This window comes from Gammaproteobacteria bacterium (assembly GCA_030949385.1).
Classification (GTDB): domain Bacteria; phylum Pseudomonadota; class Gammaproteobacteria; order JAUZRS01; family JAUZRS01; genus JAUZRS01.
This window is the reverse complement of sequence record JAUZSP010000006.1, coordinates 292,018-315,702: the sequence shown is the minus strand read 5'-3', so window position 1 is coordinate 315,702 and position 23,685 is coordinate 292,018. Positions and strand designations below refer to the sequence as shown.

The window sequence follows — 23,685 nt, the reverse complement described above, 5'->3', positions numbered from 1 at the left end:
TCTCTACCTGCTTTTTTTAAAGGAAGTGCCTCCAGAAATGGACACTTCACGATAACCTTCAGGAGGCAAAAAGAGGGAAGCATCTTGATCCGCAAGCACAATATTACGCAATTCTCGAACAAAACCACCCGGATACTCTTCGCGGATGGCCATCTTAATCAAAGGGTCGTACCACTGACTGACAACGTGTTGATGACCGTCAGCGTCAATCGAACGGTACTGCCACTTTTCACTTTTACGACCGTTAATGACCCGCTGACCTTCCATGATCAAGGTGCTACTGGAGCCATCCGCCAACCGCTGCTTAAGCGGTAAACTGGCTTTTTTATCCACCCAAATCAAGCTGCGCTCTTCATTCTCTTTGTCACCGCTCAGCACTTGCCACTTCTGCGCCTTACGACCGGATATTTTTTCAGTGCCAAGCAACGTACAACGACGACTTTTTTTCGCACAAAAGGCTTTCATATTTATTTTATTGATCTGTGCTGTCGGTGCGCTGATCGACTCACCTTGCAACCAATAGGTTTTCAAGGCGGGATCAACAATCCAACTTTTACCCAAGGCTGGGTTGCTAATCTGAATCAAACGCTGTTTGTTTTCCACCAACTCAAAACGAATTTTGCCATCCGCCATATAAAGTTTGCCGTAAACCTGCTCACCCTGAGGCGCACTCTGTAAAGCATCTGCGGAAAATGAAACCGCCAAACTGGGCAAGGAAAAACAGAGCAACAACAGCCAAAGCGTAACTCGCCCCGCACCAATCACCACCTCAAGGCATCCAACCAAAAGGAAAACTCTGAGGAGAACTCCAAGCCTTCATTCCATGCCGTTGCGGTAAAACAGGCATCATCTGTGGTGCTTGTCCTTGCTGGGGATAGACATCAACCGTCTGCTGAGTTCGCCCGCCTTTTAACCAAGGATTGCCACTGGGCTGGACAAACTGCGCTTCTGAAGCAGGCACCGCTGCTCGTGTACGCCAAGGATTATTGTAATCAACAGCACGGTCGCTCATCGCAGCCCATTGACCACTCAAGGGAGGGTATTCCGATGCCACAGCGCCACCACTGCTCATCAATAACGCCAACAAAAAAATAAAACCGCTGTATCGTGCAATCATAAATAACCTTTCAAAATACCCAAAACCGAGTTGCCTGCAACGATGTTATTCGTCATCTAACGGTTTCAATTTAATCCCACGCCGAGCCGAGGCTTTTTTCTTCGCCACTGGCTTTTTGCTGGCCACTTTTTTAGACTGTTTTTTGACAACGGTTTTTTCTGTTGTCTCAGCGTCTGAGGTTTTTATTGCCCCCTTTTTAGCCACCCGTTTGGCACGTTTTTTAGCCACTTTTTTCTTTGCCACAACCGCTTCAGGCTCTACGACCACCTCAGGCACTGCCACGTCTGTCACCGCTTGTTCAGACACAGGGGCTGGTTTAACCTCCGGCTCCGCAGGCGAACGACTCGGCAGCAACATTAAAATCAAACGATAAATCGGACGTGATCACCGTCACCAAAAACATCACCGCAGAAATCAACCCTGACCAAAGGCTCAACAACAGAGGTGTTTTTTCAGAGACAACGACCACATGCTCTTCCTCTACGACATCACTGTAAGGGTCATGAGAAGGACAGTGACCACCAAAGGAACGGCTTGCGCTCATGCAACCCAGAGGAATCACCACCAAGGTCAACAAAGTCGCAACCAAAATACCAAAAAAGAGCGAAATCGCCATGCCTTGGAAAATCGGATCAGAAAGAATCACCACCGAACCGCCCATCAACGCCGCTGCGGTAATCACAATGGGGCGCGTTCTGGCTTTACAAGAGTTAATAATCGCTTCGGTTACCTCAATGCCCTCGCGCACCTGCTCACGGGTAAAGTCCACCAGCAAAATCGAATTACGCACAATGATGCCCGCCAAGGCGATAAAACCGATCATGGAGGTGGCGGTAAACTCCGCATCAAAGAGCCAATGACCCGGAATAATGCCGATCAAAGTCAAAGGAATGGGCGAGATCACAATCGCAGGCAGAGTGAAGTTACCAAACTCCCACACCACCAGCATGTAGATCAACAAAATGGCCACCCCAAAGGCAATGCCCATATCACGGAAGGTCTCATACGTTACCGTCCACTCACCGGTCCACTCAAAAGAGGAGTGATCGCCGTCTTTAGGCGGGCCAAAATAATAGCCCTCCAGCGGAACCCCATCGGGAGCCAGATAGCCTTTCAGCAGTTCATCCACTTCAAACATGCCGTAAATGGGCGCGGCCAAACGGGTGGTGACATCGCCAGTAACAAACTCAACGTCACGCAGATCTTTATGGAAAATCAGCGGATCTTGCATCTCACGCTTAAAACGACCCAGAGCCGAGAGCGGTACGGTTTCACCTTGAGCATTGGCAATTAAAAGATTGCCCAGACGAGAAAACTCCGAACGATTCGCCAAGGGCACCTGCAAAACGATGCGCGTTGGCTCCATCACATTGCCCTGCTTGATGTCACCTAAGCGATAACCGCCCATCGCCATCTCTAAGTTACGGTTGATGTCATTGACGGTAATGCCTTGGCGCACCGCTTTTTCCGTATTGACATCAAAGTGCCATATCTCATACGGCGCTTGCATCAAGTTATCTACATCGGTGATCACCGAACTCTGCTCAAACAGTTGAGTTAAATCCTCGGCTACCTTACGGCGAATCTCCGCACTCGGACCATAAACCTCCGCCACCACCGACTGCAATACCGGCGGCCCTGGGGGCATTTCAACCACCGCCACCTTTGCACCAGAGGCTTTCGCCAGAGGGGTCACCAATTCACGCGCCAACAAGGCAATCTCATGGCTGGTTTTATCACGGTCGCCCTTGTCCAACAGCTGCACCTGAATGTCCGCCTGCCAAGAATCCTGACGCAAATAATAGTGACGCACCAGACCGTTAAAGTTAAAGGGTGAGGCGGTTCCTACGTACGTCTGCACCGCCGTTACCTCTTCAATTTTGCGCAGCTTTTCCGCCAATTGAGTGACCAAATTGGCCGTCACTGGCAGTGCCGTGCCCTCAGGGAAATTAACCGTGACATTAAACTCAGGTTTGTTGTCCAGCGGCAGCATTTTTGCCACCACCCCGTGGGTGTAAAAGAAGACACAACTGAGGAAAAACAGAGCCACAATGCCGAACAAAAACAAAAAGCCTTTTTTACGATCCGTGGCCAGCGGCAAAATCAAACCACGATAGAGACCATCCAAGCGTTCACTGAGTTTGTGCTCACTCTCTTCTGCTTTTCGCAACGCCTGCATAGAGGGTTTGGTGCGCATCACCAACCACGGAGTAAAAATAAAGGCAGCAAACAGCGAAAAAATCATCGCCACCGACCCCAAAGCGGGGATCGGCATCATGTACGGCCCCATCATTCCGCTGACAAACCCCATCGGCAGCAGCGCCGCAATCACGGTGAAAGTGGCCAAAATGGTCGGGTTGCCCACCTCACGCACCGCGTCCACAGAGGTCTCTGTGTCCATCTCGCCTTTGATCAACCAACGCCGATAGATGTTCTCCACCACCACAATGGCATCGTCCACCAAAATCCCAATGGAGAAAATCAGCGCAAACAGGCTGACCCGATCAATGGTGAACTCCAAAATCCAAGCAAAAAAGACCGTGACCAAAATCACCACAGGAATCACCAAGGTCACCACAAAAGAGGCTCGCGAACCCAAAAACCACCACACCAACAAGGTCACAATGCCCGTGGCGATAAAGAGCTTAAAGATCAACTCATTGACTTTTTGATTCGCGCTTTCGCCGTAGTTTCGAGTCACGCTGACGTGTACGTTATCGGGGATTAAGCGGCCTTTCAACGCCTCCACTTTAGCCAAAATATCGTTGGCCACACTGACACCGTTGCTGCCTTTTTTCTTCGCAATCGCCAAGGTCACCGCAGGTGCGCCGTTGGCCACAGGGTTAGCGTCGCTGTAAGCCGCACCGGAATAATAATTGACCAACTGATTGGTCTCTTCAGGGCCGTGAATGACCTTAGCCACATCACGTACGTAAACTGGCGCACCCTCACGGATTGCCACTACAAGGCGTTCCACATCGCGTGCATTGCGCAGAAAAGAGCCTGTGTAAACACGGAAGCTTTTATCCCACGCCTCCACGCTGCCCACACCGCGTTTGCTGTTGGCAGTGCGAATGGTGTTGGCCAGTTGATCCAAACTGATACCAAAGCCCGCCATGCGCTCAGGTAAGGCTTCCACACGCAATTGTTCGGAGCGGCCACCAACAATGAAACTTTGGCTGGTGTCTTTGACCTCTTTAAGGCGCTGTACCAAATCCAAAGAGAGCAAACGAATGGCGGCATCGTCTAATTCACTTGACCACAGCGTCAAGGTCACCACAGGGGTGTCGTCCACCCCTTTCGGTTTCACCAAGGGTTGAGACACCCCCGGTGGAATACGGTCGGTATTGGAAGCCAGTTTGTCATACAATTTGACCAAGGAGTTTTCCATCTCCTCACCCACTTTGAACTGCACCGTCACCATCGCTGATTCACGTTGCGAAACAGAGTAGACGTGTTTCACCCCCGAAATTTCGCTCATCAAGCGCTCCAGAGGGTCGGCCACCAAAGTGGCCACCTGCTGCGAAGAAGCGCCTGGATACTGCACAAAAATGTCCACCATCGGCACTGAAATCTGCGGATCTTCCTGTCGTGGAGTCATGATCAAACCCAAGACACCGATGGCCAAACAGGCCACCAGCAACAAAGGAGAGAGTGGAGAGTGGATAAAAGCTCGAGCCATGTTACCGGCTAAACCGAGGTGTTTGTCAGCGTCGGGATGCTGTTGGTCTGTCATGCGCCAATCAACCGTTTGTTGTTTGTTAGCACAGCGAAATCACTGTGCCCGAAAGCCGAACCCGCTCAACGCAGGTGGCCACCGAAAGCTCAGTAAAAGTAGGTTTTACCGCTTTTTTGTTTATCGGAGTTCGTCTCTTCGGAGGCGCTTTTATCTGCGGCTGGAGTCCAACCAGAAGTGATGCCAGGAGGTGGATTCACCACCACCTTATCGCCCTCTTTCAAACCGGCAAGAACCTCCACATGGTCCGCATCCACCTCGTTGCCCACTCGCACAATGCGCAGTGAAGCACCTTCGTCAGCGGTCATCACAAAGACATAAGGCAAACTGCCACGGTGAATCAGTGCCTGCTTAGAGACCATCAACAGAGATTTTTCTGCCGCATTCAGATCAGGAATGGTCACCTCGGCGTACATGCCAGGACCACCGGCAATGCCTTTTGGCAGATCAAATTTGACCGTCACCGTGTGCCGTTTTTGATCCGCTTGCGGATAGATTTGCGCCACACGTGCATCCACACGCACATCACCCACATCCAATCGCGCTGGGACAAACATGCCACGACGTAAACCGGCTACCAAACGCGCAGGCACTTCGGCTTTAATACGCAAATATTCCGTCTGCGCAAACACCAGCAGTGCCTGACCGGGCTGAACCGTGTCACCCAGCTCCACCAGTTTTTTCAAAATCACCCCATCAAAAGGGGCAATGGATTGGGTGTCGCGCAAGCGCGCATCCAAAGCAGCGATATTAGCCCGCGCCGCTGCCAAGCCCGCTTGAGCTTGACTGACCTGCGTGCCTTGGGAAAAGAGATCAACCTGACGATCCAAATTAGGATTACCGTGGCCGCTCATGCTGCCCCAGTTACGGGTAAAGAACTTATCAAACAGTGAAGGCACCGCCATGCCGGGCATCTGATTGATGTCATCGGATTTTGGCGACCACAGCTCTTTAGAGTAGTGCATCTGCGCATCACGCAAACCCACTTCAGCCTGAGTCAGCTGTGCCAAGGCCGCATTACGTTGAGCGAGTAATTCAGCGTTACCAATCGCCACCAGCAACTGGTTTTGGCTGGCACGATCACCTTCTTCGCCAAGCAAAAATTCGATTCTACCTGGGCTTTGAGCCGTTAAAGCGACTTCTTTATAGGGGATAACGGTTCCGCCTAAGGTAACACCGCTGGCGGTTTTACTGACTTCTACCGAGACAATTTTCATCGCCTGAGCTGGGTGAGCTGACAGCAGCAGCAACAGCGCAAACCATGTGGAGCGCAAACGAATACGTTCAAGAAACATTGTGTGAGTGAACCTCAAGTTGTTATGTAGTCACAACCATCCATACGCGAAACTGAGTTGCCGGATCCGACGGCGAGCCATTCTAACACCATTCCATGACAAAGAAGCCACAAATCGCTTGGAATTATACCTTTTAAGCCTAAAATATGTTGTAAAAAGACTACCTCAACCACAAAAATGAAATACTTTTGAACGATGACCTAGCCTATTAACTCACCGACCTCTTCTGAATGCAGCAACTCGCCGCTGTGAGCGTAATATGACAGCTTGCCGACTTGGTTACAGAGCCACACTTCCTTAGCACCTTGATTCAAATAGAGACGAATTTTTTCCTGCATCTCTTCTTTCGAGTTTGAGGGACTGACAATTTCTACGCAAATTTCTGGAGCGACCTCATAAGGCGTTTCAAACCCGTATTTAGCAACAAACACATCAGATAACCAAGCAACATCGGCCACCTTAACCCCCTCTGCAGTGGCAATGGAACACTCCGTAATCACAACACCCGACTGCTTTTTTACTTTGATCATCAGGCCCACTTCAAACTGCCAACGGCCATGATTGTTGCTCGCGGGACTCATCAAAATATTCCCCCACTTATTCAATTCAATTTTGAAAGGCAGATTTTGCAACAAAGGATTATCAAGAACCTGTTGCCATTCCATAAACGACTCCTCAAAAACGTTTTTTTAAACAGCCTAAACAGATTCCCTTCTCTCAGCAAGACACTATTCAAACGCCACGGCTTGATTCCGTCCCAACCCCTTAGCGATGTAAAGTGCTTGATCCGCTTGCGTCAATAATTGATCACTGGACTGACGATTTTTTGGCGTCAAAGCCGCGACACCCAAACTGATGCTCAGACGATCACTGATCTCACTGCCGACATGTGGAATGCGTAGCTCATAAATTTTCTGCCGTAACTTATTTGCCAAACTCATCGCCCCCTGCAACGAGGTCAAAGGCAAAATTAGAGTAAACTCCTCTCCCCCATAACGAGCCAACAGATCCCCGCCTCGTGCGGCCACCGGCTCCAACGCCTTTGCCACCCGCTGCAAACAGAGATCCCCTTCCACATGGCCGTAAGCGTCGTTGTAGGCTTTAAAATAATCAATATCAATCATGATCACCGACAACACCGACCCCATGCGACAGGCTCTCGCCCACTCCGAAGCAAGTGACTCATCCAAATAACGACGATTAGCCACCCCCGTCAAACCATCAATATTAGAGAGTCGTTTTAACTCACGATTGCGCTCTTCCAGCTGCTTTGCCGTCTGTTTTAACGCCTCACACATTAATTCACGCTGTTGATAAAGACGATACGAACGCCCGTGATAACGCAAACGCGCCAACAGCTCCAAGCGATCCGGTGTCTTGCTTAAAAAATCATTGGCTCCCGTAGCAAAGGCATTCGCCTTAATTTCGCTGCCAATTTGACCCGAGAGCACCACCACCGGAATGTCCCTCCCCACAGCATCAATGCGAATCAATTCAAGCAACTCAAGACCACTCATCACCGGCATAACAAGATCCAAAACAATCACAGCGGGCCGAACCCCACGAATCATAGCGAGCGCTTGATCAGCCTCAAAACAGCAGTGCAGCAACAACCCCGAGTCTCGCAACATTTTTTTCAATGTCGCCGCCACAATGGGGCTGTCATCAATCAGCAACACAGATAAAACCTGTGCAGGGCGTTTCAGCTCAAGAGGCGTTTGTTCAGCAAATATCATTGATTTCGTCATTATTTCGTCATTATTTCGTCATTATTTCGTCATTATTTAGCACTTAAAATGCCAATTTTTGGCCGAAAAAAATTAAAGATCTAAACAATTCACTTTTCAATAAGGAACTGCCGTTATAAAGTAAGTTCATACTCAACATCCCGTCCCCAAGGCAAGGCGTTCATTATGAGTAAAAAAGAGATCAACCTCTGTGATGCAGAAGGCAATACCACCACCCTACCCCTCAAAACCGGCTCCCACGGCCCCACCGTCATCGACATCAGCAACCTCTACCAACAAAGCGGCTATTTCACCTACGATCCCGGCTTCACCAGCACCGCCAGTTGCCGCAGTGCCATCACCTACATCGACGGCGAAGAGGGTATTTTGCTCTATCGCGGTTATCCCATCGAGCAACTGGCCGCCCAGAGCAGCTACATCGAAGTCTGTTACCTTTTGCTCTACGGTGAGTTGCCCAACAGCGAACAGTTGGCGGAGTTTGACCACATCATCAAACACCACAGCATGGTTCACGAAGGGCTAAAAAACTTCTACTCCGGTTTTCATCACGACGCGCACCCGATGGCCATTATGGTCGGCACCGTCGGCGCACTTTCCGCTTTCTACCACGACTCCACCGACATCACGCAAGCGCGCCACCGCGAAATCTCCGCCCACCGCTTGATCTCCAAAATGCCCACCATGGCCTCCTACTGTTACAAATATTCCAACGGCCAGCCCTTTGTCTATCCGCAGAACCACCTCAGCTATGCAGAAAATTTTTTACAAATGATGTTCTCACTGCCCTCAGAGCCGTACCGCGCCAACCCCACCTTTGTTAAAGCCTTAGATCTGATTCTAATCCTGCACGCCGATCACGAACAAAACGCCAGCACCTCCACAGTACGCCTCGCCAGCAGCTCAGGTGCCAACCCGTTTGCCAGCATCGCCGCCGGTATCGCTTCACTCTGGGGGCCAGCACACGGTGGAGCCAATGAAGCGGTAATCAAAATGCTCGAAGAGATGGTCAATTCGGGTCAAAATATCGAGCACTACATCAAAAAGGCCAAGGACAAACAAGATCCCTTCCGCTTGATGGGCTTTGGCCATCGGGTCTATAAAAACCACGACCCACGCGCCAAAATCATCCGTAACATGTGTCACGAATTGGTCGATGAGCTGGGGGCGGAGAATCAACCGCTGTTTGAAATGGCGATGAAATTAGAGAAAATCGCCCTAGAAGATGAGTACTTTATCCAGCGCCGCCTTTACCCCAATGTGGATTTTTACTCCGGCATCATCCTGCGCGCCATGGGCATTCCGCTGAACATGTTCACAGTGATTTTTGCCATGGCACGCACCGTCGGCTGGATCGCCCACTGGCTGGAGATGATGGACGACCCACAACAGAAAATTGGCCGACCACGCCAGTTGTACACCGGCCATAAACGCCGAGATTACCGCAGCGTTGTAGATCGAGATTAACCAAAATGTAGGGCGCAATAACCGCAGGGCATTGCGCCATCAAACCACCGGTGCAATGCCCGTTAGTTATTGCAGCCTACTTGGCCGCCTGCAAACGATAAAAAATCAGCCGCGCCAAATCCCGCTGCATGTCTTCGCGCAGCAAAATCTCCTCCTGACTTTTTCCCAATACCCCAGCCACATCGTATTGATAAACCCGCTCCACCGACAACGTTTGTGCCTCGATAGAAAACGTCTGTCGCGGTACAGGGACGGTCTCAGGCAACTGTGGCTGATAAACCGAGAACGTTGCCTGATAACGCAATTCATACTCACCCACTTTGCCACTGTCATCAATGGAGAGCACTCGGCGCGAAAACCGCTCGCCGCTCAAACGCAGCACCGCACTGGCCAACTCCGCCTCCTCCACCAGCAACACACCGCTGTCCACCAAGCGTCGGCGTAGCCCATCGGCAATCAAACTGCCTGGCAACACCTGCAAAAAGGTACGCGCCATCTCGCTGGGCAGAGCCGCACGGCGGGCATCAAAACCACGCAGATGAAAACCGCACCCCACCAGTAGAAACAGCAGCAATACACCCGCCGTTGAACGCACCGAGTTCATTTAAGAAACCACAATATTAATCAAACGCCCCGGCACCACGATCACCTTACGCACGGTTTTATCGGCGGTAAAACGCTGCACATTTTCATCGGCCAGCGCCACCTGTTCACACAGTGCCTTATCGGCATCCAGCGGCAGTGAGATTTTGCTGCGCAATTTGCCGTTCACCTGCACCACCATCGACATGGAGACCTGCTGCAAAGCCGACTCATCAACGCTCGGCCACGCCGCAGTGGCGATGCTGCCAGAGTGCCCCAACTGCTGCCACAACTCATGGCAGATGTGCGGCACAATAGGGGCCAGCATGAGCAAGGCGGCCTCCAACAGCTCTTGACGCAGAGCGTGATCCGCAGGCGCATCGCCCTCAAATTTAGCCGCCTCGTTGAGCAGCTCCATCACTGCTGCAATGGCGGTATTAAACGTCTGTCGCCGCCCCACATCGTCGCTCACCTTGGCGATGGTCTGATGCAACTTAAACCGCAACGCCGCTTGAGTTTCGTTCCACTGCGCGGGGCGTTCGCCCTGTGTGGCCGCCGCTTGATGTTGATGCGCCAAACGCCAGAGGCGTTTTAAGAAACGGTGCGCGCCCTCCACCCCCGCGTCGTTCCACTCCAGAGATTGCTCCGGTGGCGCGGTAAACAGGGTGAAAAGACGCACCGTGTCGGCTCCGTATTGTTCCACCAGACCTTGCGGATCAACGGTATTGCCCTTGGACTTGGACATTTTGCTGCCGTCTTTGAGCACCATGCCTTGGGTCAGCAGTTTTTTGAACGGCTCGTCGTGCGTAAGCAGCCCCAAATCTCGCATCAATTTATTGAAAAAACGCGCGTAGAGCAGATGCAAAATAGCGTGTTCCACCCCACCGATGTAGTGATCCACCGGCAACCAATAATCGGCGCGCTGATCCAACATGCTCTCGCGGTTGTCACGGCAGGTGTAACGGGCAAAATACCAAGAGGATTCAAAGAAGGTATCAAAGGTGTCGGTCTCACGCTCCGCCGCTTCGCCACACTCAGGGCAGCTGACCTGATAAAACTCCGGCATCTTTTTGATCGGCGAACCCACGCCATCAAACACCACATCTTCGGGCAGCTTCACCGGCAGATCCGCTTCCGGCACCGGCACTGCACCGCAACTGGGGCAGTTGATTACCGGAATTGGCGTACCCCAATAACGCTGCCGAGAAATGCCCCAGTCACGCAGGCGGTAGTTCACTCGACGTTGACCCACGCCACGCGCTTCCACCGCTGTGGCAATGGCATCAAACGCCGCTCCAAAGTCGAGACCATCAAACTCAGCGGAATTAAACAAAACACCGCGCTCGGTAAAGGCCGCTTCAGAAACGTCCACCGTTGCTGCATCCTTAGGGCGAATCACGCTTTTGATCGGCACGCCGTATGTGTGCGCGAACTCCCAATCCCGCTGATCGTGTGCCGGAACGGCCATCACCGCACCAGTGCCGTAACTCATCAAGACAAAATTGGCGGCAAACAGCGGCACCGGCTCCCCAGTAAGCGGATGTTTAACCTCAAGCCCCAGACGAATGCCACGTTTCTCCATCGTTTCCAGATCCGCCTCAGCAGTACCCCCAGCGCGACACTCGTCAATAAAGGCGGCGATTTCCGTGCTGCTCTCAGCCGCCTGCAATGCCAGCGGATGTTCGGCGGCCACCGCCACATAAGTCACTCCCATCAGCGTATCGGGGCGGGTGGTGAAGACACTCAAGGGGGCTTGCCCTTCCACGCCAAACTGCAACTCCAGCCCTTCGGAACGACCGATCCAGTTTTGCTGCATGGTGCGCACCGCCTGCGGCCAGTCGGGCAGATCATCCAAGCCCGTCAGCAGTTCATCGGCGTAATCGGTGATGCGTAAAAACCACTGCGGGATCTCACGCCGTTCCACCAGCGCACCAGAACGCCAGCCCCTGCCATCAATCACCTGTTCGTTGGCCAACACGGTCTGATCCACCGGCTCCCAGTTAACCTGCGCGACTTTTTTATAGACCAAGCCCTTTTTCAGCAATTGAGTGAAAAGCCACTGCTCCCAACGATAATACTCAGGGTGGCAGGTGGCCAGTTCACGATCCCAATCGTAAGCAAACCCCAGACGCTGCAACTGCTCGCGCATGTAGTCGATATTGGAGTAGGTCCAGTTGGCCGGAGGGACTTTATTTTTTAGCGCGGCGTTTTCCGCCGGAAGCCCAAAGGCATCCCAACCCATCGGCTGTAGAACGTTTTTGCCCAACATGCGCTGATAACGGCTGATCACATCGCCGATGGTGTAGTTACGCACATGCCCCATGTGCAGACGACCACTGGGATAGGGGAACATGGAGAGGCAGTAAAACTTCTCGCGGCTGTGGTCGTTGTCTTGGCTCTGAAACGTCTTCTGCTCAGTCCAAAACTGCTGGGCTGCCAACTCTAAGGCCTCTGGATCGTATTGCTCATTCATGGGAAGTTAAGCCGTATTTTATCGAAAAAAGAGGCTAATCATACCGAGACTGACTCTGTTGAACAAACCACTAAAGAGACTATTTCTTCTCAATCACGGAGAAAATGGCGCATAAAATGGACTAAACTTTAAGAAGCCGCCTCATCTCTACACAACGGGTGCCACACAGGAGAGCCATCGCCATGAAAAATCAATCCAGCAACCACTTGATCGACGCTTACGAGCGCATGTTAGAACGCGCCAACCACCTCATTCACGATGCCGAAGAACAGCTCCCCGCCGTGCAGCAGGCACTGAAACAAGCGCAGAACAGCGCCATTGAATTGGGAGAACTGAGCAAAGAAGAGGCGAGCAAAATCGCCGGTTACATCAAACGCGATGCACAAGATGCGGCGCACTACCTCCAGCACAGCGGCAAAGAGTTAAAAGATTGGCTGCGCATTGACGCACAACTGGTGGAAGCTAAAGTGCTGGATCTGTTCAGCACACTGGCGGATCAAACCCGAATCGAGCTGGACAAATTGGCGGAACAGGCGCGCCACAGCAACGACTACTTTACCGGCGACATTACCAGCCCAGGCAGCTTAGAGTGCCTTAACTGCGGTCAAACCATGCAGTTTCATAAAACCAGCCACATTCCACCTTGCCCAAAGTGCCATAAAACCGCATTTCATCGCGCGAAGTCTTAAACAGACTTCGCCAATCGTGCTTTTTTTCCACGCCACCACAACACAGACAAAAGCAGCAGCAGCGCCGCCAACAGCGGTTTGCTGCCCCAGATCATGTAGCCGGTGCGCCCCTGACGGGGGACCACCTCAGCCGACATCACCCACTCGACAAACATCGGCCCACGCTGCAACAAATTACCTTTATGATCCACAAAGGCCGAAATACCTGTATTGGTGGCACGCACCAGTGGCCGAGACAGCTCCAACGCCCGCATCCGCACAATCTCCAAATGCTGCTCTGGTGCCAAGGAGTCCCCGAACCAGGCATCGTTACTGACGTTCACCAAAAAATCCGCCTGCGGCAGCGCCCCCGCCACCACCGCGCCATAAGCGCTCTCATAACAGATCGCCACCCCCGCAAAATGCCCCGCTACCGCCAAAGGCGGCTGTCGTTCCTCACCCGCAGCCAGATCGGACATGGGAATGACGATAAAACGCGAGAGAAAATCGAGCAAAAAACGCAACGGCATGTATTCGCCAAAAGGCACCAAATGCTGCTTATAATAATGTTCTTCAGGATGGAGTAGATTCAAAACAGCGTTGTAATAGCGTTTTTCTGCGGCATCGGCAAGAAACGTACCCAGCAACAGATCCTGTTTTTTTGCCGCCAACTCCGTCACCAAAGGCTGCAACAGCGCCTCGGCGTTACGAAAATAGGTCGGCACCGCCGTCTCCGGCCAGACAATCAGATCCGCCTCGCCCTGTTGACGGCTCAACTCCATGTAACGCTCAATGGAGCTGCGCATCCGCTGACGACGGTATTTTTTATCCTGCGGCACATTGCCCTGCAACAGCGCCACCTGAATCGGCTCACCCACCGGCTCGCTCCACTCAAACTGCTCCAGCAGCAGCCCGCCGCCCCAAATCAAGCTCAACATCAGCAGCAGCGAAGCCGCACGTCTGTTTTGCCGCTGCCAGAGTGAGCCGAGCAAAAGCAGCAGCAACACCCCCGAAAACAGACTCAACCAGCTCAACATCAACACCCCCAGCAGCGGCGCGTAACCGGCCAGCGGTGTGTCCAGATGCGCGTAGCCCAACAGCAACCAAGGGAAGCCAGTCAAAAACCAACCGCGAAACAGCTCCATCAACACCCACAAGGCCGGCCCCAGCAACAACAGGCGAGCCACTTTAGCCTCAGAGGGCAACGGAAAACGGGCAAACAGATAGCCCAGCAAGGCAAAAAAGAGCGCCAAAAACATCGCAAACAGCAGGGTTAAAAACGCCGCCAGTGGAGCCACCGCGTCACCAAACAGATGCAGGCTGTGATAAACCCACGACACCCCCGTGCCAAACAACCCAACCCCAAACAGCCAACCACGCCACGCCGCTTGTTTTGGCTTCAAAGGCAGCCACAGCCACAACATCAAAGCCGGAATCAGCACCGCCAACAGACGCACCTCAAACGGAGCAAACGCCAGCGTCAACAGCGCCCCCAACAGCAACGCCAACAGATCCGCCCAACGTCCAGACAGAGTCAAACAGACTGGCCTTCGTGTTGCCGCACCACTTGCAGCAGATGCACACGGCGTGAATCCGCCCCCAGCACTTTAAAATGCAAATTGGCCATCTGCAACGACTCACCGCAACGGGGCATGTGACCCAGACGGTTCATCACCAAACCACCGATGGTGTCGAACTCCTCATCGCTAAAATCAGACTCAAAATAGCGATTAAACTCCTCGATGGTGGTCAAGGCTTGCACCGTGTAACGCCCCTCGCTGTGCGGACGAATATTGATCTCCTCTTCCAGATCATGTTCATCATCAATTTCACCCACGATCTGCTCCAACACATCTTCAATGGTCACCAAGCCAGAGACACCGCCGTATTCATCCACCACCACCGCCATGTGGTTTTGGCTGCTGCGAAACTCTTTCAGGAGACGATTAAGGCGTTTACTTTCGGGAATAAAGACCGCTGGGCGCAAAATGTCGTTGATCTGAAACTCACCTTGCTCGCCTTCGGCGCAGTAACGCAGAAAATCTTTCGCCAGCAAAATACCCAACACCTGATCACGACTCTCACCGATGACCGGAAAACGCGAATGACCGGAGCCAATCACCAACGGCAAAATCGCCTCCAGCGGTGCGTCTTGCTCCACCACCACCATCATCGAACGCGGCACCATAATGTCTCGCACCCGCATGTCGCCCACCATAAACACACCTTCGATCATGGCCAGCGCATCGCTGCCAAACAGCTCACGGCGCTGAGCGTCGCGCAGCATCTCGATGATTTCGCCTCGGTCTTTGGGCTCACCACCCAACACTTGAATAAAACGGTCTAAAAAAGAGCGGCGATTGCGACTCTCAGAGGGATCTTCATTCATGATGGTGTTGGCCAAAACGGCCTCTGCTCTCCTCGAAAAACGGGTTTATGACGCTTCATAGGGGTTAGGATAGTGCAATTGAGAAAGAATAGAAATCTCTAGTGCTTCCATCTCCTGCGCTTGCTGCGCCTCTTGGTGATCAAACCCCAACAGATGCAGCAGACCGTGGATGCTTAAATGCGCCCAGTGAGCACGCTCTGCTTTATTCTGCTCCGCCGCTTCCCGCTGCACCACCTCGGCACAAAGAGCCAGATCACCGAGATAATCGGCTTCATCCTCTAATTCCGGAAAATCGCTCTGCCACGGAAACGACAAAACATTGGTGGGCTTCTCTTTGCCGCGATACTCGGCGTTCAATCTCTGGCTCTCTTCAGCGGTGACAATACGAATTGAAAGTTCCGCCTGCTCCGTTTGCGTCGCCTGCAAAACCGCCAACAACCAAAGACGAAACTCCGCCTCACTGGGCAAATTATTCACCTCACAAGCGAGCTGAAGTTCAAATTCCAGCCCCATCAATGGTCGCTGCGTTCAAAACGCTCGTAGGCGGTGACGATCCGCTGAACCAGCGGATGACGCACCACGTCCCGTGCTTGAAACTGGATAAAATTAACCCCTTCAATGCCCTGCAAAACGTTGTTCACCTGCTTGAGACCCGACAAAACGTGTTTCGGCAGATCAATCTGAGTCACGTCGCCCGTCACCACCGCCGTGGAGCCAAAGCCGATGCGGGTCAAAAACATCTTCATCTGCTCCACGGTGGTGTTTTGCGCTTCGTCCATAATCACAAAAGAGTGGTTCAACGTCCGCCCTCGCATGTAAGCCAAGGGAGCCACCTCGATCACATTGCGTTCGATCAATTTGGCCACCCGTTCAAAACCGAGCATCTCATAAAGAGCATCGTAAATAGGGCGCAGATAGGGATCGACTTTTTGCGTCATGTCGCCAGGCAGAAAGCCCAAACGCTCCCCCGCCTCCACCGCTGGACGCACCAGCACCAGTCGCCGTACCCGCTCTGCCTCCAAGGCCTCCACCGCACAGGCCACCGCCAGATAGGTTTTTCCCGTTCCGGCAGGCCCGACCCCAAAGGTGAGGTCGTTCTGTTGAATGCGGGTCACATACTCTTGTTGATTACGACCACGAGGGTTGATGTAAGCGCGTTTGGTCTGCACCACCACGTTATGCGCACTTTCATCGGCCTCCAGCAAGACCTCAATGCCTGACTCCTGCAAAGAAAGATGCACCATTTCGGGGGTCAAACTCTCATCAGCGGTCTGCCGATACAGCTCTTTGATCACCTCAGCTGCGGCCAAGGCCACCTGTTGATCACCTTTGAGCTGAAAATGACAGCCTCGGTTGTGAATCTCCAAGCCCAAACGGGTCTCCAGTTGGCGCAGATGTTCATCAAATGCACCGGAGAGATTGGCCAAACGTTCGTTGTCTGCCGGTTCCAACAACAGATCCAAGGTATCAAGGGAAGCGTTCAATAGGAGGTTCACTTTATGTTATAGAGTCTATTTGCACATCAAGGCGAACACAGGGTTCGCCTACAGCTCACCACGCAGGGAGTTGTTCAACGCCTCGGTGATGGTGACGGTGACAAACTGGCCGATCAAGGCCGCATCACCGCTGAAGTTCACCACCCGATTGTTCTCCGTGCGCCCCGCCAGTTGAGCGGGGTCTTTTTTCGATGGCCTTTCCACCAAAATTTTCTGCGTGCTGCCCACCATGCGCCGACTGATCTGCAACGCCATCTCATTGATGCGCTGTTGCAAGCGTGCCAGACGCTCTTTTTTCACCGCCATCGGCACTTCATCCAGCATCGAAGCTGCTGGCGTACCTGGACGCGCACTGTAAATAAAGCTGTAAGAGTGGTCAAAACCAACCTCTTCGATCAACGTCATGGTGGCCTCAAAATCGGCATCGGTCTCACCAGGGAAGCCAATGATAAAATCAGAAGAGAGGGTCACATCAGGGCGAGCAGCGCGCAAACGACGAATCTTAGATTTATACTCAATCGCCATATGGCCGCGTTTCATCGCCGCCAAAATGCGATCCGAGCCGCTCTGCACCGGCAAGTGAACAAAACTAACCAATTCTGGCACCTCACGAAAGGCCTCAATCAAGCTGTCGCTGAACTCCACCGGATGCGAGGTGGTGAAACGAATCCGTTCAATGCCCTCGATGGCGGCCACATAATGGATCAGCAGCGCCAAGTCGGCGAACTCACCGTCATCCATCACGCCCCGATAGGCGTTGACGTTTTGACCCAGCAAGTTGATCTCCCGCACCCCTTGCGCCGCCAGTTGCGACACCTCCACCAGCACCTCATCAAAGGGGCGGCTCACCTCTTCGCCACGGGTGTAGGGCACCACACAGAAGGTGCAATATTTACTGCACCCCTCCATCACCGACACAAAAGCCGTCGGCCCTTCGGCACGCGGCTCAGGCAGATGATCAAATTTTTCAATTTCAGGAAACGAAATATCCACCACCGGACGGTGATTTTTTTGCACCTCGCTCACCATCTTTGGCAAACGGTGCAAGGTCTGCGGACCAAAAACCATATCGACATAAGGCGCACGTTCACGCAGCGCAGCACCCTCTTGACTGGCCACGCAGCCGCCCACACCGATCACCAAATCAGGGTTTTTCTGCTTCAGCTTGCGCCAGCGTCCGAGCAGCGAGAAGACCTTCTCTTGCGCCTTTTCACGAATCGAACAGGTGTTGAGCAACAAGATGTCCGCCTGCGCGGCATCGTCGATCAGCTCGGTTTTTTGTTCAGCGTTGAGCACGTCCAGCATTTTAGCCGAATCGTACTCGTTCATCTGACAACCGTGGGTTTGGATAAATACTTTACGCACCATAACTCTACACACAAAAGATCAAACGCAGCATTTTACACGCATGAGAAGACCGTGCGCCAAAAAAAATCGCAAAAACAGCCCATTTCTTCTACAATCGCTCCCTGCCGCGCAAACCGGCGACCTTTTAACACGTCTTTTACCGACCAGAACAACAGGCAGGAAATACCCCGCTATGAGCAACAGCTACCTCTTTACCTCCGAATCCGTCTCCGAAGGCCACCCAGATAAAATCGCGGATCAAATCTCCGATGCCATATTGGATGCCCTACTAGAACAGGATAAAAATGCCCGTGTTGCCTGTGAAACCCTAATCAAAACCGGTGTGGTCATGGTCGCAGGCGAGATTAGCACCACCGCTTGGGTGGATCTGGAAGAGATCGTGCGCAACACCATTTTAGAGATCGGTTACAACAGCTCCGAGATGGGCTTTGATGGCTCCACCTGTGCGGTGCTCAACGCCATCGGCAAACAGTCCAGCGACATCGCCATGGGCGTGGATCGTTCCGCCCCCGAAGAGCAAGGTGCCGGTGATCAAGGCTTGATGTTCGGCTACGCCAGCAACGAGACCGACGTACTGATGCCTGCGCCCATCACCTACGCCCATCGACTGGTAAAACGCCAAGCCGAAGAGCGCAAAAGCGGCACCCTGCCGTGGTTGCGCCCCGACGCCAAAAGCCAAGTCACCCTGCGTTATGAAAATGACCAACCCGTTGGCATCGACGCGGTAGTGCTCTCCACCCAACACCATCCCGATGTCTCGCAAAAAGACATCCAAGAAGCGGTCATGGAGCTGATCATCAAGCCGGTTCTGCCCGCCGACTGGCTGGCTCAATGCCCTGCCGACAAGATTCACATCAACCCCACGGGCAACTTTGTCATTGGCGGACCGGTGGGCGATTGTGGTCTGACTGGGCGAAAAATCATTGTGGACACCTACGGTGGCATGGCACGTCACGGCGGCGGCGCGTTCTCAGGCAAAGACCCTTCCAAAGTGGATCGTTCCGCCGCCTATGCCGGTCGTTATGTGGCAAAAAACATCGTCGCCGCCGGTCTGGCGGAACGCTGTGAAATCCAGATCTCCTACGCCATCGGCGTGGTGGAACCCACCTCCATCAGCATCAATACTTTTGGCAGTGGCAAAATCGACGACAGCCGCATTGTGGAGTTGGTCAGAGCGCATTTCGATCTGCGCCCATACGGCCTGACCCAGATGCTGGATCTGATACGTCCAATCTACAAAAGCACCGCCGCCTACGGTCATTTTGGTCGTGAAGAGCCGCAGTTCAGTTGGGAGCGCACCGACCGGGCAGAGGCGTTAAAAGAAGCGGCTGGTCTATAAGCAGCGTAACCCGACAGAACAGATCCGACCCTGTTGGGTTACGCCCTTCAGGCTAACCCAACCTACGCAAATCAATAGGCATTTTTATTGACAAACCCCTTGAAAATGGTCAAAAATATAATTTTCAGATCCAGCCACAACGACCAATTTTCAATGTAATTCAGATCGTATTCCACCCGTTTTTGCATCTTGTAGAGGGTATCGGTTTCACCGCGATAGCCGTTCACCTGCGCCCAACCGGTGATGCCTGGTTTCACCTTGTGGCGCAGCATGTACTGCTCGATTTTATCCTTGAACTCTTCGTTGTGCGCCAAGGCATGAGGCCGTGGTCCGACAATCGACATGCGCCCCTGCAAGACATTAAAAAACTGCGGCAACTCATCCAGACTGGTGCGACGCAAAAACGCCCCAAAGGGGGTGATGCGCGCATCGCCTTTTTTCGCTTGGGTCACAACGCCCGCCCCCTCTTGATGCACCACCATAGAGCGAAATTTATAGACCCGAATTTCACGCCCATCCCAGCCGTGGCGTTTCTGTTTAAACAGCACCGGACCTGATGAGGTGAGCTTCACCCCTAATGCAATCAACAGCAGAAAGGGCGTGATCAAAATAAAAATCAGCAAACCCAAGAGACGATCTTCCACTGCTTTCACAAACTGATTCATGCCGCTCATGGGGGATTTTGACAGATCCAACACCGGCATCCCCGCCACTTCGGAAATGGATTGATTCAGCAGCTTAAAACCGAACAGATCCGGCACATAACGGATGTCCACCGTGGAGTGGCGTAGCAGATGCAGCACCCGTTTCAGCTCTGCGGCTTCGCTCAGAGGCAGCGCAATCCAAACTTGATCCACATGATTCGAAGAGAGGTAGCCCACCACATCCTCATAACCACCGGCAATCGGCACCCCGTTCAGCTCACCTTGCTCTAGATCACCAAAAGCCGCCACCACCTGAAACCCAGACCAAGGCGTTTTATTGATGCGCTGCACCACCTCTTCAGCCCCCGGACCACAACCGAGCACAATCAGACAACGCTGGTTATACCCTTGGCGACGCATCCAGCCCAACAGCAAGCGCAGCGCACCACGATAAAGGAGAAAAAAAGCCCACGAGAGCAAAAACCAAGAACCAAACCAGATGCGCGAGTAAAGCGGATTGCTTTTACTCAACACCCCCACCACCGCCAACAGGACAAACAGCGCCAGCAGAGCAAAGCTTAGACTGCGTAGCTCCAACCAAAACGGCGCACCACGCAAACTGCCGTAGACCGAAAAAAGCGGAAAGAGCAGCAGCGCCAATCCAGCACCCAAAACCAGCGGGTAAAAATAGATCGGCTGCAACTCAAAGGTGGAAAAATAGAGCCAATACGCGGCAAAAAAAGCCAGCAACAACGCCGTCAGATCCAGCACACGCATTAAAAAAGCCAGCAATGCGGCATGTTCTTGTATTACGCCTCGTTTAAGCACATTTTCACCCCTCTGCCTATCAATGCACGCTCTTATATCTCACTCGGCAACCAAAAGCCAGCCAGTAAAATCCCGCAAAAAAGACTAACCAAGTTGGCCGCTTTGGAGTCACAGGCATAAAATGTGTATACTGCGCTAAAAAAAACACCGATTAATGGTCGTTAAAGGCCTCCGTGGAACAACAAAACCAATGAAAATGTTACTGCTCGGCGCAAACGGTCAAGTGGGCTGGGAACTGCAACGCTCCCTCGCCCCTTTGGGAGAGCTGAAGATCTGCAACCGCTCCGATGTGAATTTGGCAAACCTTGACAAGCTAAGAACCACCTTGCGAGATTACCAACCCGATGTAATTGTCAATGCGGCCGCTTACACCGCTGTTGATAAAGCAGAGAGCGAAGCAGAGCAGGCTGAAAAAATCAACCACACCGCCGTTGCCCTATTAGCAAAAGAAGCCAAACACCTCAACGCTTGGCTAATCCACTACTCCACTGACTATGTTTTTGATGGTGAAAAAGAAGGCACTTACAACGAAACCGACCAAGCCAACCCCCAATCCGTTTATGGAAAAAGCAAGCTATTAGGTGAAGAAGCCATACGAAAAAGTGGCTGCCAACACCTGATTTTTCGCACCTGCTGGGTCTTTGCAGCTCGCGGCAATAATTTTGCTAAAACCATGTTGAAACTGGCCAAACAGCACGACGAACTCAGGGTAATCAAAGATCAATACGGCGCACCCACCAGCGCCGAGCTGATTGCCGACATCACCGCACTCTGTCTCTATCACCTCCAACAAGACAAAGGCAGCAACAAAAACATCATCGGCACCTATCATCTGAGTGCAGCCGGTGAGAGCAGTTGGTTTGAGTTCGCTCAATACGTCATCACCCAAGCTGAAAAACACGGCTGTACACTTTCAACCACACCTGACAAAATACGCCCGATTCAGAGCGATGAATATCCACAAGCTGCAACACGCCCAAAAAATTCACGACTCAGCTCACAAAAATTAACAGAAACTTTTGGCATTGTTCTGCCTATCTGGCAAACTCACGTCAAACGATTAATCACCGAATTAGTAATAAAAGAAAACTTATGATCTCGCTTCGACAACACCGCACACTCAGACGATCATGAAGACCACTCCATTAAGCATCCCTGATGTGATCTTATTTGAGCCACAAGTCTTTGGCGATGAGCGCGGGTTTTTCTTTGAAAGCTTTAACCAAAAAGTATTTCGGGATGCCACGAGGCTTGACGTCCAGTTTGTGCAAGACAATCACTCAAAATCCAGCAAAGGGGTCTTGCGAGGGCTGCATTATCAACTGCCACCCAAAGCACAAGGAAAATTAGTACGTGTGACTCAGGGAGAGGTTTTTGATGTGGCTGTGGACATTCGTAAAAGCTCGCCCACGTTTGGCCAATGGGTTGGCGAGGTGCTTTCAGCTGAGAATAAAAAGCAGCTCTGGATTCCAGAGGGCTTTGCTCATGGCTTTTTGACTCTTTCGGAAAATGCGGAGTTTTTGTATAAAACAACAGATTATTATAGCCCTGAACTGGAAGCAGGAATTCAATGGAATGACCCTCACATTAATATCCAATGGCCAATCCAAACACCTCCTTTAGTTTCCAATAAAGATCAAAAAAGCACACCTTTTCTTTCTCACCAAAAAACAACACCTAAACTATAAAATACCTCCCAAGGCCGCCAAAGTGAACAAGAAAAATTTAATTTTACATTGTCATATATTTAAAAATGCAGGCTCCACTTTAGACTGGGCTCTACAACGTAACTACGGGGAAAATTTCTGTGATCACAGAGAAGATGCCTTAATGCAGAAGCAAGGCGCTGGATACCTTAATGAGTACATTAAAAATAACCCGAGCTTCACGGTCATTTCAAGCCATCACATGCCGTTTACTCCAAACAAAATATCAAAAAGCTGGTGGCTCATCCTGCTTCGTGAACCTATTAGACGAGTAAAATCAGTATTTGAATTTGAAGAAAAACAACCTATAAGCTCCCTAGGTTCTAAAATGGCAAAAGAATTAAATTTTTCTGACTATATAATCTGGCGCATGCGTGATGATGTACCTTCTATTATAAAAAACCACCATGTCAGATATTTAAACAACATCAACAATCCTGCAAGAATCATAGATGACAATTTTGTAGAATCTGCTCTATCACATCTCAACCTAGATAATGTTCTGACTGGGACCGTAGAACGCTTTGATGAAAGCATGGTTGTATTTGAGCACATCCTAAAAACCAATTTTCCAAAACTTGATTTAGCCTACGTACCACAAAACACATCAAAACAACCAACCTGTCCACCACATGCCTTTCTTGATAAGCTCAGCAATGAAGCAAAAACAGCCTTACTGAGTAATAACCGACTAGACTCTCAGTTATACCATAAAGCCGATAAAAAACTATCAACCTCAACCAGAGAAATACCTGAATTTGAAAAAAAACTTAAAGAGTTTAAAAATCGCTGTCAGCTTCTTCTTAACACCTAAAAAACAACTGATAACTTA

Annotated in this window: 21 protein-coding genes; 6 read left to right on the top strand and 15 right to left on the bottom strand. The window is 51.7% G+C overall.

The window, feature by feature from the left end; translation table 11 throughout:
- Positions 1-3 precede the first annotated feature (3 nt).
- The 7 genes from Q9O24_08830 to Q9O24_08800 form a co-directional block, all read right to left on the bottom strand.
- Complete coding sequence (locus Q9O24_08830; GenBank protein MDQ7075236.1) at positions 4-768, bottom strand: hypothetical protein; 765 nt, start codon at positions 766-768, stop codon at positions 4-6.
- Between the two features lies 1 nt (position 769).
- Positions 770-1,117: a hypothetical protein gene (locus tag Q9O24_08825; protein MDQ7075235.1), complete on the bottom strand. Its 348-nt coding sequence runs from the start codon at positions 1,115-1,117 to the stop codon at positions 770-772.
- 45 nt (positions 1,118-1,162) lie between these two features.
- The gene (locus tag Q9O24_08820; GenBank protein MDQ7075234.1) at positions 1,163-1,423 is read right to left on the bottom strand and encodes a hypothetical protein; all 261 of its coding nucleotides are present in this window, start codon (positions 1,421-1,423) and stop codon (positions 1,163-1,165) included.
- Between the two features lie 10 nt (positions 1,424-1,433).
- Positions 1,434-4,853, bottom strand: coding sequence for an efflux RND transporter permease subunit (locus Q9O24_08815; GenBank protein MDQ7075233.1), 3,420 nt, complete (start codon positions 4,851-4,853; stop codon positions 1,434-1,436).
- A gap of 89 nt (positions 4,854-4,942) precedes the next feature.
- Positions 4,943-6,148, bottom strand: a complete 1,206-nt coding sequence (locus Q9O24_08810; GenBank protein MDQ7075232.1) for an efflux RND transporter periplasmic adaptor subunit — start codon at positions 6,146-6,148, stop codon at positions 4,943-4,945.
- A 200-nt stretch (positions 6,149-6,348) separates the two neighbouring features.
- Positions 6,349-6,813, bottom strand: coding sequence for a Uma2 family endonuclease (locus Q9O24_08805; protein ID MDQ7075231.1), 465 nt, complete (start codon positions 6,811-6,813; stop codon positions 6,349-6,351).
- 63 nt (positions 6,814-6,876) lie between these two features.
- A complete protein-coding gene (locus Q9O24_08800) occupies positions 6,877-7,884 on the bottom strand; it encodes a diguanylate cyclase (GenBank protein MDQ7075230.1) in 1,008 nt (335 codons plus the stop codon).
- A 177-nt stretch (positions 7,885-8,061) separates the two neighbouring features.
- Here Q9O24_08800 and Q9O24_08795 point away from each other — a divergent pair, with 177 nt between their 5' ends.
- Positions 8,062-9,360: a citrate synthase gene (locus tag Q9O24_08795; protein ID MDQ7075229.1), complete on the top strand. Its 1,299-nt coding sequence runs from the start codon at positions 8,062-8,064 to the stop codon at positions 9,358-9,360.
- A 76-nt stretch (positions 9,361-9,436) separates the two neighbouring features.
- On the opposite strand, the gene lptE is transcribed toward Q9O24_08795, so the two are convergent.
- Both lptE and leuS read right to left on the bottom strand, forming a co-directional pair.
- Positions 9,437-9,964: an LPS assembly lipoprotein LptE gene (gene lptE / locus Q9O24_08790; protein MDQ7075228.1), complete on the bottom strand. Its 528-nt coding sequence runs from the start codon at positions 9,962-9,964 to the stop codon at positions 9,437-9,439.
- Entirely contained in the window at positions 9,965-12,415 is a 2,451-nt protein-coding gene (gene leuS / locus Q9O24_08785; protein MDQ7075227.1) for a leucine--tRNA ligase, read from the bottom strand.
- A gap of 182 nt (positions 12,416-12,597) precedes the next feature.
- Here leuS and Q9O24_08780 point away from each other — a divergent pair, with 182 nt between their 5' ends.
- A complete protein-coding gene (locus tag Q9O24_08780) occupies positions 12,598-13,104 on the top strand; it encodes a zinc ribbon-containing protein (protein ID MDQ7075226.1) in 507 nt (168 codons plus the stop codon).
- Here Q9O24_08780 and lnt read toward each other — a convergent pair.
- From lnt to miaB, 5 genes are read right to left on the bottom strand one after another with little or no spacing between them, the layout of a single operon-like run.
- Positions 13,101-14,621, bottom strand: coding sequence for an apolipoprotein N-acyltransferase (gene lnt / locus Q9O24_08775; GenBank protein ID MDQ7075225.1), 1,521 nt, complete (start codon positions 14,619-14,621; stop codon positions 13,101-13,103). The two genes, Q9O24_08780 and lnt, sit on opposite strands and share 4 nt — an antisense overlap.
- On the bottom strand, positions 14,618-15,472 hold the full coding sequence (locus tag Q9O24_08770) for a transporter associated domain-containing protein (protein ID MDQ7075224.1): 855 nt from the start codon (positions 15,470-15,472) through the stop codon (positions 14,618-14,620). Before Q9O24_08770 ends, lnt begins: the two co-directional genes overlap by 4 nt.
- A gap of 45 nt (positions 15,473-15,517) precedes the next feature.
- Positions 15,518-15,985, bottom strand: coding sequence for an rRNA maturation RNase YbeY (gene ybeY / locus Q9O24_08765; protein ID MDQ7075223.1), 468 nt, complete (start codon positions 15,983-15,985; stop codon positions 15,518-15,520).
- Positions 15,985-16,956: a PhoH family protein gene (locus Q9O24_08760; GenBank protein ID MDQ7075222.1), complete on the bottom strand. Its 972-nt coding sequence runs from the start codon at positions 16,954-16,956 to the stop codon at positions 15,985-15,987. The genes ybeY and Q9O24_08760 overlap by 1 nt, the downstream gene beginning before the upstream one ends.
- 60 nt (positions 16,957-17,016) lie before the next feature.
- Entirely contained in the window at positions 17,017-18,336 is a 1,320-nt protein-coding gene (gene miaB, locus Q9O24_08755) for a tRNA (N6-isopentenyl adenosine(37)-C2)-methylthiotransferase MiaB (GenBank protein MDQ7075221.1), read from the bottom strand.
- A 172-nt stretch (positions 18,337-18,508) separates the two neighbouring features.
- Between miaB and metK the strand changes: the two genes are divergently transcribed.
- On the top strand, positions 18,509-19,675 hold the full coding sequence (metK, locus tag Q9O24_08750; protein ID MDQ7075220.1) for a methionine adenosyltransferase: 1,167 nt from the start codon (positions 18,509-18,511) through the stop codon (positions 19,673-19,675).
- A 71-nt stretch (positions 19,676-19,746) separates the two neighbouring features.
- On the opposite strand, the gene Q9O24_08745 is transcribed toward metK, so the two are convergent.
- Positions 19,747-21,147 (bottom strand): undecaprenyl-phosphate glucose phosphotransferase, encoded by a 1,401-nt coding sequence (locus Q9O24_08745; protein ID MDQ7075219.1) that lies wholly within the window; start codon positions 21,145-21,147, stop codon positions 19,747-19,749.
- Positions 21,148-21,337: 190 nt separating this feature from the next.
- On the opposite strand from Q9O24_08745, the gene rfbD reads away from it, so the two are divergent.
- The 3 genes from rfbD to Q9O24_08730 are packed head-to-tail and all read left to right on the top strand — an operon-like array spanning position 21,338 to position 23,667.
- Complete coding sequence (gene rfbD / locus Q9O24_08740) at positions 21,338-22,243, top strand: dTDP-4-dehydrorhamnose reductase (GenBank protein ID MDQ7075218.1); 906 nt, start codon at positions 21,338-21,340, stop codon at positions 22,241-22,243.
- 34 nt (positions 22,244-22,277) lie between these two features.
- The gene (gene rfbC, locus Q9O24_08735; protein MDQ7075217.1) at positions 22,278-22,835 is read left to right on the top strand and encodes a dTDP-4-dehydrorhamnose 3,5-epimerase; all 558 of its coding nucleotides are present in this window, start codon (positions 22,278-22,280) and stop codon (positions 22,833-22,835) included.
- A 22-nt stretch (positions 22,836-22,857) separates the two neighbouring features.
- Positions 22,858-23,667 carry a sulfotransferase family 2 domain-containing protein gene (locus Q9O24_08730; protein MDQ7075216.1) on the top strand — a complete coding sequence of 270 codons (810 nt, stop codon included), beginning with the start codon at positions 22,858-22,860 and terminating at the stop codon, positions 23,665-23,667.
- Positions 23,668-23,685 lie beyond the last annotated feature (18 nt).

Coding starts and splice junctions, on each gene's coding strand:
- Q9O24_08825 (MDQ7075235.1), bottom strand. CDS start 1,117: ATGATTGCACGATACAGCGGTTTTATTTTTTTGTTGGCGTTATTGATG.
- Q9O24_08815 (MDQ7075233.1), bottom strand. CDS start 4,853: ATGACAGACCAACAGCATCCCGACGCTGACAAACACCTCGGTTTAGCC.
- Q9O24_08810 (MDQ7075232.1), bottom strand. CDS start 6,148: ATGTTTCTTGAACGTATTCGTTTGCGCTCCACATGGTTTGCGCTGTTG.
- Q9O24_08805 (MDQ7075231.1), bottom strand. CDS start 6,813: ATGGAATGGCAACAGGTTCTTGATAATCCTTTGTTGCAAAATCTGCCT.
- Q9O24_08800 (MDQ7075230.1), bottom strand. CDS start 7,884: ATGATATTTGCTGAACAAACGCCTCTTGAGCTGAAACGCCCTGCACAG.
- Q9O24_08795 (MDQ7075229.1), top strand. CDS start 8,062: ATGAGTAAAAAAGAGATCAACCTCTGTGATGCAGAAGGCAATACCACC.
- lptE (MDQ7075228.1), bottom strand. CDS start 9,964: ATGAACTCGGTGCGTTCAACGGCGGGTGTATTGCTGCTGTTTCTACTG.
- leuS (MDQ7075227.1), bottom strand. CDS start 12,415: ATGAATGAGCAATACGATCCAGAGGCCTTAGAGTTGGCAGCCCAGCAG.
- Q9O24_08780 (MDQ7075226.1), top strand. CDS start 12,598: ATGAAAAATCAATCCAGCAACCACTTGATCGACGCTTACGAGCGCATG.
- Q9O24_08770 (MDQ7075224.1), bottom strand. CDS start 15,472: ATGAATGAAGATCCCTCTGAGAGTCGCAATCGCCGCTCTTTTTTAGAC.
- ybeY (MDQ7075223.1), bottom strand. CDS start 15,985: ATGGGGCTGGAATTTGAACTTCAGCTCGCTTGTGAGGTGAATAATTTG.
- miaB (MDQ7075221.1), bottom strand. CDS start 18,336: ATGGTGCGTAAAGTATTTATCCAAACCCACGGTTGTCAGATGAACGAG.
- metK (MDQ7075220.1), top strand. CDS start 18,509: ATGAGCAACAGCTACCTCTTTACCTCCGAATCCGTCTCCGAAGGCCAC.
- rfbD (MDQ7075218.1), top strand. CDS start 21,338: ATGAAAATGTTACTGCTCGGCGCAAACGGTCAAGTGGGCTGGGAACTG.
- rfbC (MDQ7075217.1), top strand. CDS start 22,278: ATGAAGACCACTCCATTAAGCATCCCTGATGTGATCTTATTTGAGCCA.